This is a genomic window from Microcoleus sp. PH2017_24_DOB_U_A (assembly GCF_020738205.1).
Classification (GTDB): Bacteria; Cyanobacteriota; Cyanobacteriia; order Cyanobacteriales; family Microcoleaceae; genus Microcoleus.
The window spans coordinates 1-14,008 of the sequence record NZ_JAEQCT010000075.1 but is presented as its reverse complement, the minus strand read 5'-3'; the positions used below and the strand labels follow the sequence as shown (position 1 = coordinate 14,008).

The following is a 14,008-nucleotide window of genomic DNA, read 5'->3' as shown; positions in this document are numbered from 1 at the left end:
TCAACAATTTAAGCAATTCAAGTTTACTGTCTTCAAACACTCCTGTGCAACTTCAGCAGGTGTCCCAACATCCACCGACAATCGACCGACAAGTGACATTATTATAACAATCACAGTTAAAACACTCTGGAATATTGAAAATGATTTCAGATAAATTTCGGCGCGAGTTGCGCGCAGAAGCCAAACTCTGGGAAGCAGAAGGACTCATCGACAAATCTCTCTACCAACAACTTTCGGAACGATATCAATTTCACACTCTCGAAACCGCTTCCCGCAACCAATTTCTGAGCATTCTCATCGGCTTGGGGAGCATACTTCTAGGTATAGGAGTCATCACCTTTGTAGCAGCAAACTGGCAAGTTTGGTCGCGCGAAGTGAGAGTTGCAATGCTGCTGAGCGTTTTCGTTGCAGTCAATGTGGCGGGTTTCTATTTGTGGCGCATTCCCCCTTCCCAAAACAAAAGCTCAAATCAAAGTATTTTACCCGTCACAAAAGGGCGAAACAAACTGCTTGGTGAAGGATTGTTACTGTTAGGAGCTCTGATTTTAGGAGCAAATATGGCGCTGATGGCGCAAATGTTCCACATCGGCGGTTCTTCCTACGGACTTTTCCTAGTTTGGGGAATCGGAGTGTTGGGAATGGCTTACAGTTTGCGGTTGACTTCGTTGGGTGTTTTGTCCGCACTTTTAATCGGTTTCGGCTATTGGTTGGCGGTGTTAGATTGGTCTTCTAAAGTTGAGTTTTCTTGGCTGGAAGTTTTGGTGCGACAAATGCCAATGGCTGCGAGTTTGATGTTTGTGCCGTTGGCTTATTGGTGTCGATCGCGTGTTATTTTTGCTATAGGTGCGATCGCCATAATTTTCTCATTACAAGTTTCTATTGCCCAAGCAGCAGATGGCGGCTGGGGTGCAGCAATATTTTGTGGTTTAGCGCCCGCTTTGCTGTGGGGATACGACGATGCGATGTGGCCGAAGTTGCACAGCAGACTGTTTCAACCTACCGCCCGCAGTTTAGCACTGCTGTACTTCGCCGGTCTGTTTTACTTTCTGTCTTTCCACTGGTTTTGGCAAGATTCGCCGACACCTAGACAAACCGGGCCTGATTGGGTTTTGTTGGCAAATGTCGCTGTTTTGGGTGGTTTAGCGGTGTTGGAGTGGCTGCATTTGGGACGTTTGGAGATGGGCCGCCGCACGCAAAAAGCAGTGAATTTGACTACAGGTGCGATCGCACTTTTCATTCTCGCCAGCGCTTTCATACCGTTTTTTCACCTGACTTTTACTCCAATTCCTCAATTAGCAACTTTTCTGTTTAATGTTTTATCATTTCTGCTCGCAGTCGGCTTAATCCGAGAAGGTTTAGCTTTAGGAAACCGTCAGAGTTTTTGGGGAGGAATGGTATTGATAACTTTGCAAATTATCAGTCGAGTCTTTGAATATAACACAGAATTGTTGCTCAAATCTTTTGTATTTGTATTGTGTGGAATTGGCGTAATTGCCGCTGGCTTGTGGTTCGAGAAACACTTCGCTAAAATCGATGATTAGAAGTCAGATAGTTGTTTCACTGCAATCCGATCTTCCTAGCCCCTCGATCGAAGCATGGTCGTTTTATTGTTATCCTAAAAATTAGGTACGTTGTTGGGCTTTAGCCCTCTTTGTCTATACGTCTCAAGGAGGCTCAAGCCCAACAACATACCAATTAATCACAAATTCCCAAATACTAATATGAATACCGAAAACTCAGAAACAACCAACACTTTAATTCAGTCCCCATCCTTCACCCTTCCCCCCACTGCAAAACGGCTTCCCGGGTGGCGGCTGTGGATTCCATTGATTCTGCAAATTGGACTGATTGCCGCAGTACCGGCTCCAGCAGTTTACACTTTTGTTACTGGCAAAACTGTTGTCTTGCAAACTGCACCAGTAGACCCCTACGACTTTTTGCGCGGATATTACCAAGTTTTGAGTTATGATATTTCCGATCGCACAAATCTCGAAAAGCTCCCCGGCTGGCAAGATTTACCAGGAAAACTAGAGAAAATACCTTGTCCGCGCGGAGTTGTTTGCGAAAAACAAATATACCGTGTCAACCAAAATATCAGTTTTTATGTAATCTTAGAAGCGCCAAAAGCCGCGACAAATTCTGTCCGCCCCCAACCTTGGAAACCGACGCGCGTCAGTCTGAAAAATCCCCCAAATTTGCCAGCCAATCAAATCGCCATTCAAGGCAAATATAACGGTTCGCGCATGGAATATGGCTTGGAAACTTATTATATGCCCGAGAATGAAAGGGAAAAAGTCAATGACGAGATTAGCGAAGCTCAACGGAAGCAGCGGCAGTCTTTTGTCGTAGAAGTCAAGGTTGACAAAACAGGCCATGCTGTGCCTGTGAGTTTGTGGGTGCGCGATCGCAATTATCGATTTTAGCCGGTTTTGGCACAAGCACGCGCGACGTAGCTATCCCGTAGGGAATCTACCTTACAACCTGGCTTTGAGTGTTTTTGCTTAGATATGACTGGGTAGTGGGCTTCACGACTTTCAAGCCCAAATCCCGTAAAATCGACCTGTGCGAGACAATATCCGTTACAATTGGCGATCGGATGTGAATTCAATTGCCGACAACTCAAGAGAATCCATTAAGATATATAAGACTTGCACAAATCTTGCGAATTCAAGGTTGCAAGTTCAGACTCTACTGGAGCTTCTCATGTTAGCCGAGCTAATTTCTGCCAGACGAATACTCAAAGCCCAACTCCTCGACTTCTTAGGACTTCCCGACAATTCTCAAGACCAAACAGATCGCATCGTCAGCACAATTGTATCAGTGCTGGAAGCAAATGCAGCCGAACAAGAAAGATTTTGGGAGACCTTCAAAAGTGAATTAGCCGTCGATCCGGTAGAATTAGAAGCAATGCTCAAGTGTTCAGCAGCAGAACGCCAGCAATGGATCGAACAAGGCAGGCTCCCGATCCTAGAATACCGCTCTTTTCGCAAATCGGGAATTCATTTAGAATATCCCGTTCACGACAGAAGATTCATCTTAACTCTCACGCCAACTGACATTGATAACTGGCGCAAAGAACCCAAAGGACTGATTAAAAATCATCGCCCAACAGCCGAGCCAATCAATACAGAAAACTCCGAACAAAACGAACAATCGCGAGGAGCTTTTAGTGCAGCGTGGGAAAAAATTATTTCCGACTGGAAAGAACAAGGTTCGGCGGAAATTTCAGCAACTTTCCAGTTAGCTTACTGGACAGTTTGGGCGTCGCGGTGGGCAAAAGAAAATCAGCTTAACAGCTTTAAAGCAATTAAATCTAACGAAGTCTACGAAATTTACGAAATTCACCAGCAAGAATGGTACGAGCGCAAAAATCAAGCAGTCAAATTACTGATTGAAATGCCCTATGCGATGCTTTACTTTTACCGTCCTCCCGGTGCTGACAAATTATATCTCGAACTGTGCGACGACCACCAGGACATGATGAAAGATGACTACTATTGGGATAAGTGGGATTTTTTCTATCAAAACCGGAAACTGGTAAATAAGTGTCGCGAATGCGTGTACTGTGAAACAAAGGATTATTATTCGCTTTACTACCTGGAAATTAAGAGCGATAAGTTTCCAGATTTTAGTTTTTCTTACCACACGCCGTACACAATCGGTCGCAAATTTTTGCCACATCCCGAAACGCTTCCTGCTGTAGACCACGTAGAACAAGATGGTATTTTTCGGTTTGGCCGCCCGCTACTAGAACAGGAGAAAGTTATTCACACAGAAAAGGATGTATTGCTTAAGTTTGAAGCAGCTTTGGCTGAAGCGAAAAAGTTTGTTTAGTCAACAGTCATGGACGCAAATGTCACATTAAATCCAGGTACGTAGTTGCGCTTGAGCGCTCTTTGATCTATATAAAGAAAGAGCGCCCAAGCGCAACTACGTACCTATTTTTGAACTTGCTCTTTCCTAGATATACAGAAAGAGCGCTCAAGCGCAACAACGTACCTATTTTTTAACTTGCTCTTGCTTATATATAAAAGAAAGAGCGCTCAAGCGCAACAACGTACCTATTTTTTAACTTGGATAACTTGAATGCTGCCGCCAGCATAAAGTTTAGGTTGTTCGCTTTCTTCTGAATTGTAGAGTTGAAATCCCACTTGGGCCAACAAACTCTCCAAGTCAGTTTCAATCAACTGCCAAGCAGTTTCAGTCTCAAACAACCACAAAAATACAGCCAACCCCGGCCACAATAGCAGATTTGTGGGCCGATGAAAATCTACCAAAGTGAATAGACCACCGGGCTTGAGCACGCGGTATACTTCTTGAAAAATTTGCCTCAACTGTAACGGCTGCATTTCGTGCATCGCAACGCTGCTGTGTACTAAATCAAAATGATTGTCGCCAAAAGGCATCGATTCGGCAAAAGCTTCTACATAATTGGCTGATGGCACATTTTTTCTTGCCCGTTGCAGCGATAATGGTGAAGCGTCAAGTCCTGTGACATCCTGGGAATATTGCACGAGAAATTGCGTAGTTTGACCGCTACCGCAACAAAGGTCTAAAACTTTAGTTTTCGCGCCCAGGGTCACATTTTCCAAGGCTAGCTGCCTAAAACGAGTTTCGCCACCTACGCTCAAAGCAGCCAGACGCGCGATCGCATCGTACAGCCACTGATACCTATAACTTAAATCTCTCAAAATTGTTGCCATATTCAAAATTATGTATATCTTGCTATCGACTTAAGATATTATTAAGTTATATGATAAAAATAACTAACAGAACTGAGACGATGGGAGAGGCGTAACCGCTATGGGCCGTGTAGGAGTATTACTATTAAACTTGGGCGGGCCCGATCAAATCGAGGATGTCCGTCCTTTCCTGTTCAACTTGTTCGCTGACCCGGAAATCATTCGCATTCCGTTTCCGTGGATGCAGAAACCGCTCGCCTGGTTGATTTCGACTCTGCGTTTTAAAAAATCCCAGGAAAACTACCGCCAAATCGGTGGCGGCTCTCCTTTGCGGCGGATTACCGAAGAACAAGGCTTGGCGCTGCAAGAACTTTTGCAGTCTAAGGGACAAGATGCCAAAGTATATGTGGGGATGCGTTACTGGCATCCTTTTACTGAAGAGGCGATCGCCAAAATAAAGCGCGATCGCATCGAACAATTGGCAATCTTGCCATTGTATCCTCAATTTTCGATCAGCACCAGCGGTTCTAGCTTCCGACAGCTAGAAGAAATGTGGAACCAAGATCCAGATCTCAACCAGATAGAATATACCGCGATTCCTTCTTGGTATCACCGACCAGGCTACCTTCAGGCAATGTCGGAATTGATCGCCCAAGAATTAGATAACAGTCCAAATCCCGATCGAGTTCACATCTTTTTCAGCGCCCACGGCGTCCCCCTCAGCTACGTAGAAGAGGCTGGAGACCCATATCAGCGGGAGATTCAAGATTGTACTCGTCTGATTATGGAACATTTGAATCGATCGAACGAACACACACTAGCTTATCAAAGTCGGGTTGGCCCGGTGGAATGGCTCAAGCCTTACACCGAAGAAGCGATTACCGAATTAGCAGAAAGTGGAGTTCAAGATTTGTTGGTAGTTCCAATTAGTTTTGTTTCCGAGCACATCGAGACTCTGCAAGAAATTGACATGGAGTATCGAGAATTAGCAGAAGAGTCGGGGATTGAAAATTTCTACCGAGTCCCTGCATTGAATACTCATCCGGTATTTATTGAAGCCTTGGCAGATTTAGTAATCGAGTCGATAGAATCTCCCAGCGTTAAATTTGCGGATGTGATACGCCCTTCCAAGAAAGTTAAAATGTACCCTCAAGAGCAGTGGGAGTGGGGTTTGACGACGGGGGCGGAAGTCTGGAACGGTCGTGTAGCAATGATTGGTTTTATAGCATTAGTGATCGAGTTAATTACGGGTCAAGGCCCGCTACACTCGATCGGCTTGCTTTAGATCTTTAGGTGCAGATTAAGCCTGCAATCCGAACCAACAGCAGACAAAGAATCTCAACATAAAACCCGCCCCGCGCATCTAAAAACCGCAAGAGGGCGGTTTTTGTATCGAGATTAAATTCATTGAATAAAAGGTACGTAGTTGCGCTTCAGCGCTCCGAAAGGTACGTAGTTGCGCTTCAGCGCTCCGAAAGGTACGTAGTTGCGCTTCAGCGCTCCGAAAGGTACGTAGTTGCGCTTCAGCGCTCTTGCTTTTATATAACGATCGCGAATTAAATAATTTACACAAAGAAAGTGGGATTGGCCAGAAGATCTCGTCCTTTCTGGACGGGCGGGACGCCCATCCCACAATAACAATAAAGATTGTAAGTTATTTAATTATCATTCCTAAGAAAGAGCGCTCAAGCGCAACTACGTACCTAAAAATTAATCTGGATTGCGCTTGTGGCGGCGGGGATTTCCCCCATCCCCCGGTACTCCCTGACTTCTGTACCAGCAATACCACTCCTTAGAACTGCGAATAGCCAACCACAGCAGCAGCATAGCAATTAACGCACCCTCTTTCGGGGCGTCAAAGGCAAACAAAACCAAGGAAATACACAGAACATCTTGCAGGAAAATCACCCAAATCGGTAAAATATGTAGTCGGTAAAGCCATCCTGCTTGTACCAGTTGCAGCACTAAAGCCAGCAAACCTCCGACAATACCAATGATGCACAGCATCCCAGGGTGAAGAATCATTTCGTCGATCGCACTTACCTGAGCGATCGCAATTCCCATAATTGCTCCTACAATAGGACTAAAAATAATTTGCACAACTTGCAGCACCCGCTGTCCGACAAAGGTTTTAGAAGCAAATACCTCCAACAGCGACCAACTCACCAAGATAGATATCACCACTTGGGGGTGAACGCGAGACAATAGAGGTATTTCTGACCAAAGTTTGTCAATCCGCAACAAACCAATCAACAGCAGGGGAAGGGCAATTCTCATACCCCCCGCCGCAGACGCAGAGAGCGCGGCTAGGAGTCCAACCATCATAATAATTTAGTTTATAGCGTTTGCTAAAGCGTCGATGATTTCAGAATATAATTCCCCTGGTGGCTGGCGGTGATTTGAGCGATCTCTCCTCAAATAGCTGCTTGAGCTTAAATATCACCCTCTATTTTAACTGTATCTGCTGAATTGCTGCTTGGGACTGCCAGATTGTCGATCGACAATCAGACAGAAGCCACTTATACAGTTATTGTAGAAGGTAGAAGGCAGTTATCCAGAATCAACCTGCGATCGTGATTAAATTAGAAAGTATCGAAAAACCAGCAGTTAAGCCAAAATAATTAAATTTAAAATACCACCTAACCCAGAGCTTTCCGGCAAATTATTCTCCTATCTTCCCTCTTTCTTCTTCCTTCTTCCTTCTTCATTGTTCCTTTTCCCGTCTTTCCTCTTCCTTCTAGCTTCTTCCTTCGGTCAACTGTCAACTGTCAACTGTCAACTGTCAACTGTCAACTATTCTTATGTCTGAATCATTATTTGCCGATGCCAGCCGCCGACTAGAACGAGCCTTAAAATATGTATCCCTTTCCGAGGATACTAGCGAGCGGCTCAAATATCCCAAATCCAGTTTAATCGTATCAATTCCCGTGCGGATGGATGACGGTTCCCTGCGAATTTTCCAAGGTTATCGAGTGCGCTACGACGATACCAGAGGCCCGTCGAAAGGAGGAGTGCGCTACCACCCGAAAGTATCCCTCGATGAAGTGCAATCACTGGCATTTTGGATGACATTTAAATGTGCAGTGCTCAACATACCCTTTGGAGGAGCCAAAGGCGGAATCACAGTCAATCCCAAAGAATTATCCAAACTCGAATTGGAAAGATTGAGTCGGGGTTACGTAGATGCGATCGCAGATTTTATCGGCCCAGATGTCGATATTCCCGCACCGGATGTCTACACCAATCCCATGATTATGGGTTGGATGATGGATCAGTACAATATTATTAAGCGGCAGCTCAGTCCGGCGGTTGTGACAGGTAAACCAGTGACAATCGGTGGCAGTTTAGGCAGAGATACCGCTACCGCCACCGGCGCTTTTTTTGTAATTCAAAATCTCCTACCCAAATTTAACCGAACTCCGTGGGAGACAACGGTAGCCGTCCAAGGTTTTGGTAATGCCGGAGCCGAATTAGCAGAATTGCTCTGGAAAGCAGGTTACAAAGTTGTGGCTGTCAGCGATTCCCAAGGGGGAATTCATGCGAAACAAGGGCTGGATATTCCCAGCATCCGCCGCTTCAAAGAAGCTAACAAAGGTATCAAAGCTATTTACTGCGAAGGTTCTGTCTGCAATATTGTCGAACACGAAATCTTGACAAACGAGCAGCTTTTAGCCTTAGATGTAGACGTGCTGGTTCCAGCAGCTTTGGAGAATCAAATCACTGCACAAAATGTCAATGATGTCAAGGCTAAGTTTATTTTTGAAGTAGCAAACGGGCCGATAGATTCTGCTGCTGATTTGATTTTGGAAGCGCGGGGAATTCAGGTGTTCCCGGATATTTTAGTCAATGCCGGGGGCGTGACGGTGAGTTATTTTGAGTGGGTGCAAAATCGCAGTGGGCTTTATTGGACGCTGGAGGAAGTCAACCAGCGGTTGCAGCACAAAATGGTCGAGGAAACTGAGGCAATTTGGACAAAATCTCAGGAATTGTCGGTTTGTATGAGAACTGCTGCTTACGTGTACGGTTTGCAACGACTCGGAGAAGCTATGAATGCGAAGGGAACGCGGGATTATTACTTAAATGGTTGACGGAATGCTGGGAAGTGCGATCGAACGAACAGGCTAGAAGCTTGTTCCACAACAACAGGCTAGAAGCTTGTTCCACAACAACAGGCTAGAAGCTTGTTCCACAACAACAGGCTAGAAGCTTGTTCCACAACAACAGGCTAGAAGCCTGTTCCACAAAAAAAAGATTGAATATGATTGTGGGGCGGGCTGCGGCGAGGCTCAGAACAGGTAGCAGCTAATTATCAAAAATTTGGTGGACGCAGATTGACTAATATTATTTGATAATGTAAAGTAAAATGTTAAGGGTCGCAAGATTTAAAAACTATGTGCGGCAAGGGGTCTCCTGTGAACTCGATCGAGTTTAACGGGAGAGAACGTAAAAAAAATTCCAATCATTAAAACTATATAGGCTACTCTAATGAGACAACCTTTATTTGGCAAGCTCGCCGCGGCAGCGATCGTTATAGGTACATCGGGTGTTTTTTCGCAGCCGAGCCAAGCTCAAACCAGAAATCAATTTTTCTGCGGGATTAGCGAAGGCAAACCAGCAACCATCGTCCGCACGGCCGCTAAAGGCCCCGTACCGCTGATAGTTTGGAACAATGAAGCTTTTTCCGGTTCAGGTTGGACTCCCAAACGGCGCTGCGAAGACGTATCGGCTAGATTTCAACGGTTTAACGATAACGGTCAACTCCGATTCATGAGAGCGGGGACTTTCAATGGTCAACAAGTATTGTGCGTCGATAGAGTCAGAGGTAGCGGGAACTGTTCGAGTGCTGAAGCAATAGTGCTGACAGTACCCCGGCCCAACAATGCCAACCAGATTCTCGAAGAAATGCTCAACACCCGCAACCGCGCCTCCAAGCAGCCGCTTTACCTGAGTGGGGAAAAGCAACTGGTAACATACGAAAATGGCTTTGCTAACGTCAATCTCAATCAATGGTTTGAAAACGAACTACCAGACAACGAGCGTTTGTGGTAAAAGTAGCAAAGAAACTGCGAGCTAAACAAACATGGATTGGCGTTCACTAATCTTGGCAACTTGTATCAGTGGCATCTCAATGATTTTGCCTGCACAACTTCCGCGTGCCAAAAATTTCTTAAAACAGATGCCAGTCGAAATGTCGCAACAGCAATTGCAGCAACAAGCTGAGTCTATCGCTGTTAGGGTGCGATCGTCTGGACAAGTTGCCGGAACGGGAATCGCCATTCGCAAGCAGGGTTCGCAGTACACCGTACTGACAAACGAACACGTCCTCAAAGCCGGCAAGGCTCCCTACCAAATCCAAACCCCAGATAATAAAATTTACCCTGCAATCTTCGTCAAAGACGCTAATTTTAAAGGCAATGATTTGGCGTTGTTGCGCTTTACTAGCAGCGTTGAATATACCACTGCTAAGCCGGGTGCCGTACCAAAAGTTGAGGATGCAGTATTTGCAGGTGGGTTTCCTTTGACAGAAGAAGGTCAAAAAGACCGAGGATTTGTCTTCAAAACTGGCAAAGTTTGGCGAGTGTTAGATAAAGCTTTGGAAGGTGGCTATCAAATTGGTTACACCAATGAGATTGAAAAAGGGATGAGCGGCGGGCCGCTGCTGAATGTTCGCGGCGAGGTGGTGGGGGTTAACGGCGTCCACGCTTACCCGCTGTGGGGAGACCCATACCAGTATAAAGATGGCACTGAACCGAATGCAGCGCTGCGAGAGCAGATGAGTAAGTACAGTTGGGGAATTCCGATCGACACTTTTAAGCAGCTAGCACCTTCAGGGCTGGAAATGACAACCAATTCTGTGAAAAAATAGGCGCGATTGAGTGTGCGATATTTCGTGCTTTGGCTTGGTGGCGATTTGAGCGATCGACAATATATACAAACCCGCCCTACTATTCCTTAAACTAAACTAAATAATTGGACAGTCACTAACCCCAGCTATCAAGGCGTGGGGCTTGAAAGAGGAAGACTCACCACCTTCTTGATTCAAGACTAAAACAGTGTCTAGCCTACGTCCTTAAAAGACAGACTGAACTGCCTGGGAGTGGTATCCTGCAAGACGTTAAGAATGCCTCTCTAGTTTTTAACCGCTCTGGCAGTCAGTGGCGAAGGGAAATATACACCTAGAAATAGGACTTACCGTAAATGTTTGTACCCGTTGTCAACAGTGAAAATAGACCGTTAATGCCGACTACCAACGCCCGTGCTAAGCGTTGGATCAAATCAGGCAAGGCAACACCATTCTGGAAAAAAGGAGTATTTTGCATCCGACTAAATGCAGAACCTTCAAATCACAACTATCAACCCATAGCGGTTGGCATCGATCCAGGCAGCAAGCGCGAAGGATTTACCGTTAAATCCAAATCGCATACTTACTTAAATATCCAAACTCATGCAATTGATTGGGTAAAAGACCGTGTAGAGGTCAGGCGCAATATGCGACGATCTCGTCGGTTTCGGAACACGCCGTGCCGCCAAAATAGAGCTAACAGGCTGGTTAACAAAAATCGTATCCCCCCATCCACGGCATCAAGATGGCAGTGGAAGTTAAGGATAGCTAACTGGTTGACATTGATGTTTCCGATATCGACATTTGTTGTAGAGGACATCAAGGCACAAAAGAGGAAAAACGGATCGCCCGTGTGGAATGTATCGTTTAGTCCTTTAGAAGTGGGCAAAAAGTGGTTTTACTGTGAGATTAGAAAGATTGCCCATCTTGAGATTAGATCGGGAAACGATACTTATGAGCTACGTCAAAGTTTAGGACTAAAAAAATCCAAACAGAAGCTATCGAAGAAGTTTGAGGCTCACTGCATTGATTCTTGGGTATTAGCTAATTGGTATACAGGGGGACACATTCAACCTGATAATACCAAGCTAATAGAAGTAATCTCTCTTGAGTTTCATCGCAGGCAACTCCATCGTTTGCAGCATTCTACAGGTCATATCCGCTCTCGGTACGGTGGCACTTTAAGTGCGGGGTTTAAGCGTGGTTCGATCGTTAAACATCCTAAATATGGGTTCTGTTATGTTGGCGGATGGCAAGAATCTCCTACAAAGAAAGAACCAGACCGAAAAACAATTAGCTTGCACGAGTTAAAAACTGGCAAGCGTCTAACTCAAAACGCATTACCCCCAGATTGTAAGTTTTTGGCTTACAACTCGTGGCGCATTGCAAACATTGTAAAGCCGTCCTTCTAGGACGGGGTTTCAAACCCATTTTTCTGATGACAAAATTTTATAGCAGAATTTCAACAACATTGGTAGGGGCGGTGGCGATCGTCGTCTCAGTGCAAATTCTGCCAGCACCAGCACTAGAACGAACCGAAATCGGGGAAATTGCTAAAAAATTTACAGTAATGATCGCTGGCGACTGTCAGGGATCGGGATCGATAATTGAGCGTCAAGGTGAAAATTATACTGTCCTCACAGCCAATCACGTCGTAGCAACTACTGGTGAATGCTTTATTCAAACTGGCGACGGTATGCGTTACAAAATCTACGAAGCGATAAACGTGCCGGGAACAGATTTAGCAGTGTTGCAGTTCCAAAGCAAAAATAACTACGGAGTCGCTCAAACTGCGACCTCTGCAAATTTGCAGCCTGGGTCAACAGTTTATGTAGCAGGCTATCCCAGTCCCGGACAATTTGATACCAAACGCGGCTACCGCTTTTACCCTGTCAACGTCAACGGTAGAGCCCCCGGCTCTCGTGAAGGTTACGAACTATCCTACGACGGCGCATCTCTCCCCGGTATGAGCGGCGGCCCGGTTCTCGACAGCAACGGCCGTGTGGTAGCAACTCACGGTAAAGCTGACGTGCGGCTTCAACAGGCTGTAGAGAATTACGGCGTTCCTTTTGAGATATTTCTGGCGAGACGGAACCAAATAAGGGGCGACGTGCGATCGACCTCAGCCCAGAATCCACCCGTGCAAATAGCACCGCCACCGCCGATAACGCCAGCACCAGCACCCGCACCAGCACCAGCACCCGCACCAGCACCCGCACCCGCACCCGCACCCGCAGCCCAGCCGCCGGAAGTACAACAGTCGCAGGCTTTAGTGCCAGCACCGGAACGCATCGCAGCGAGGGAAGCGCTATCACCTGCGGAGTCGGCAATTAGTGCGATGGTGCGCGGCCAGCAAACCTATGTGGTTCGCAACCACGATTTTCTCAATTCTGTGGGGTCGATCGCCAAAACCTTTAGTATTTTATTGCCACAGGATTACAACTTTGCAATTCGCACCACTACCAGAGGCGCTTTTCACTATGCAATACCGAAATCTGCGGATATGAAAGCTTATGTCGGAGCAATTTTCTTGGAAGAAAACGCCAGTTTAAAGAATCCGGTGACTATCTCCATTGTCTGCGAAGCCACCACACCAATCAATGTTCGCCCTTCCGATCCGACTTACGGCAGAAATAATTTAGTTTGCGGTGTGGGTACCCAACGCAAGACTGCTAGCAGTCTGCCGCAGCAAAACGTAGCAACCCAGACTGCACCTGCGACAAGGCCTGCACCTACTCCCGCAGCCAGAGTAAATCCACCTCAAACTAGAGCCGCAGGGCCGATCGGGTTTTTGAGTTTAGTGAATGTTTGCAATACTTACGACCTCAGCGGTCAAAGTCCTCACCAAGAAAGAGCTTTGGAGTGGTTGCAGGGCAGGATTCCCGCGCCAACCATGCAGAAATTTGCTGAAGAGTGGCGCACTCAATTGATAGCAAGAGTCGGTAACAGGCCGATTAATTTGGTCGATGTTTGCAAAGTGTACGATCGCGCCGGCCTCCACCCGCACCAAAATCGGGCTTTGGAATGGTTGCAGCAGCAAATTCCCAAGGAAACGCTAACAGATTTCGGCAAAAAGTGGCAAAATCAAGCCGGTTCGTAGGGGAGCATTCTCCTGTTGATTGATTTACTGAATTTTGCTGCAATTATCTGAATAATGTGTTAAACTAGCAGAATATTCAGCATTATTCACTTTTGGATAACTACTCAACCCCAAGACAAGCAGCCGAACATTTTGGAGTTTGCCTACATACGCTCAGGCGATGGGAAAAGGATGGCATTATTACCGCCATTCGCACACCCTCCGGTCAACGACGATATTTGATTAATTCTTATGCCGGACTTAGCAAAACTAATCAAAGAACTATCCTCTACGCCAGAGTCTCCAGTCTGCATCAAAAAGCCGACCTTGACCGACAAATTGCAAAATTATTGGAACTCTATCCATCAGCCGAACTCATTACCGACATTGCCAGTGGGCTTAACT

Annotated in this window: 12 protein-coding genes; 10 read left to right on the top strand and 2 right to left on the bottom strand. The window is 46.0% G+C overall.

From position 1 onward, the window contains the following. Positions 1-140: 140 nt before the first annotated feature. From JGK07_RS21315 to JGK07_RS21305, 3 genes are all read left to right on the top strand, one after another. Positions 141-1,541, top strand: coding sequence for a DUF2157 domain-containing protein (locus JGK07_RS21315; protein ID WP_293242849.1), 1,401 nt, complete (start codon positions 141-143; stop codon positions 1,539-1,541). Between the two features lie 180 nt (positions 1,542-1,721). Then, complete coding sequence (locus JGK07_RS21310) at positions 1,722-2,423, top strand: GDYXXLXY domain-containing protein (RefSeq protein ID WP_293242846.1); 702 nt, start codon at positions 1,722-1,724, stop codon at positions 2,421-2,423. Positions 2,424-2,703: 280 nt separating this feature from the next. Continuing rightward, positions 2,704-3,834: a hypothetical protein gene (locus JGK07_RS21305; RefSeq protein ID WP_293184051.1), complete on the top strand. Its 1,131-nt coding sequence runs from the start codon at positions 2,704-2,706 to the stop codon at positions 3,832-3,834. Positions 3,835-4,061: 227 nt separating this feature from the next. Here JGK07_RS21305 and JGK07_RS21300 read toward each other — a convergent pair whose 3' ends face one another. After that, complete coding sequence (locus JGK07_RS21300) at positions 4,062-4,703, bottom strand: class I SAM-dependent methyltransferase (RefSeq protein ID WP_293184054.1); 642 nt, start codon at positions 4,701-4,703, stop codon at positions 4,062-4,064. Positions 4,704-4,803: 100 nt separating this feature from the next. On the opposite strand from JGK07_RS21300, the gene hemH reads away from it, so the two are divergent. Then, on the top strand, positions 4,804-5,967 hold the full coding sequence (gene hemH, locus JGK07_RS21295) for a ferrochelatase (protein ID WP_293184056.1): 1,164 nt from the start codon (positions 4,804-4,806) through the stop codon (positions 5,965-5,967). A gap of 425 nt (positions 5,968-6,392) precedes the next feature. Here hemH and JGK07_RS21290 read toward each other — a convergent pair whose 3' ends face one another. Next, complete coding sequence (locus JGK07_RS21290; protein WP_293184070.1) at positions 6,393-7,004, bottom strand: DUF4126 domain-containing protein; 612 nt, start codon at positions 7,002-7,004, stop codon at positions 6,393-6,395. Positions 7,005-7,483: 479 nt separating this feature from the next. On the opposite strand from JGK07_RS21290, the gene JGK07_RS21285 reads away from it, so the two are divergent. From JGK07_RS21285 to JGK07_RS21260, 6 genes are all read left to right on the top strand, one after another. Continuing rightward, a complete protein-coding gene (locus JGK07_RS21285) occupies positions 7,484-8,770 on the top strand; it encodes a Glu/Leu/Phe/Val dehydrogenase (RefSeq protein ID WP_293184058.1) in 1,287 nt (428 codons plus the stop codon). 397 nt (positions 8,771-9,167) lie between these two features. Next, positions 9,168-9,731: a COP23 domain-containing protein gene (locus JGK07_RS21280; protein WP_293184061.1), complete on the top strand. Its 564-nt coding sequence runs from the start codon at positions 9,168-9,170 to the stop codon at positions 9,729-9,731. Between the two features lie 31 nt (positions 9,732-9,762). Continuing rightward, positions 9,763-10,548, top strand: a complete 786-nt coding sequence (locus JGK07_RS21275; RefSeq protein ID WP_293184063.1) for a serine protease — start codon at positions 9,763-9,765, stop codon at positions 10,546-10,548. 332 nt (positions 10,549-10,880) lie between these two features. After that, positions 10,881-11,936, top strand: a complete 1,056-nt coding sequence (locus JGK07_RS21270) for an RRXRR domain-containing protein (protein ID WP_293184066.1) — start codon at positions 10,881-10,883, stop codon at positions 11,934-11,936. A gap of 26 nt (positions 11,937-11,962) precedes the next feature. Further along, on the top strand, positions 11,963-13,624 hold the full coding sequence (locus tag JGK07_RS21265; RefSeq protein ID WP_293184068.1) for a trypsin-like peptidase domain-containing protein: 1,662 nt from the start codon (positions 11,963-11,965) through the stop codon (positions 13,622-13,624). A gap of 92 nt (positions 13,625-13,716) precedes the next feature. Next, positions 13,717-14,008 (top strand): MerR family DNA-binding transcriptional regulator (locus JGK07_RS21260; protein ID WP_293197949.1); only part of this gene is annotated, 292 nt, incomplete at its 3' end.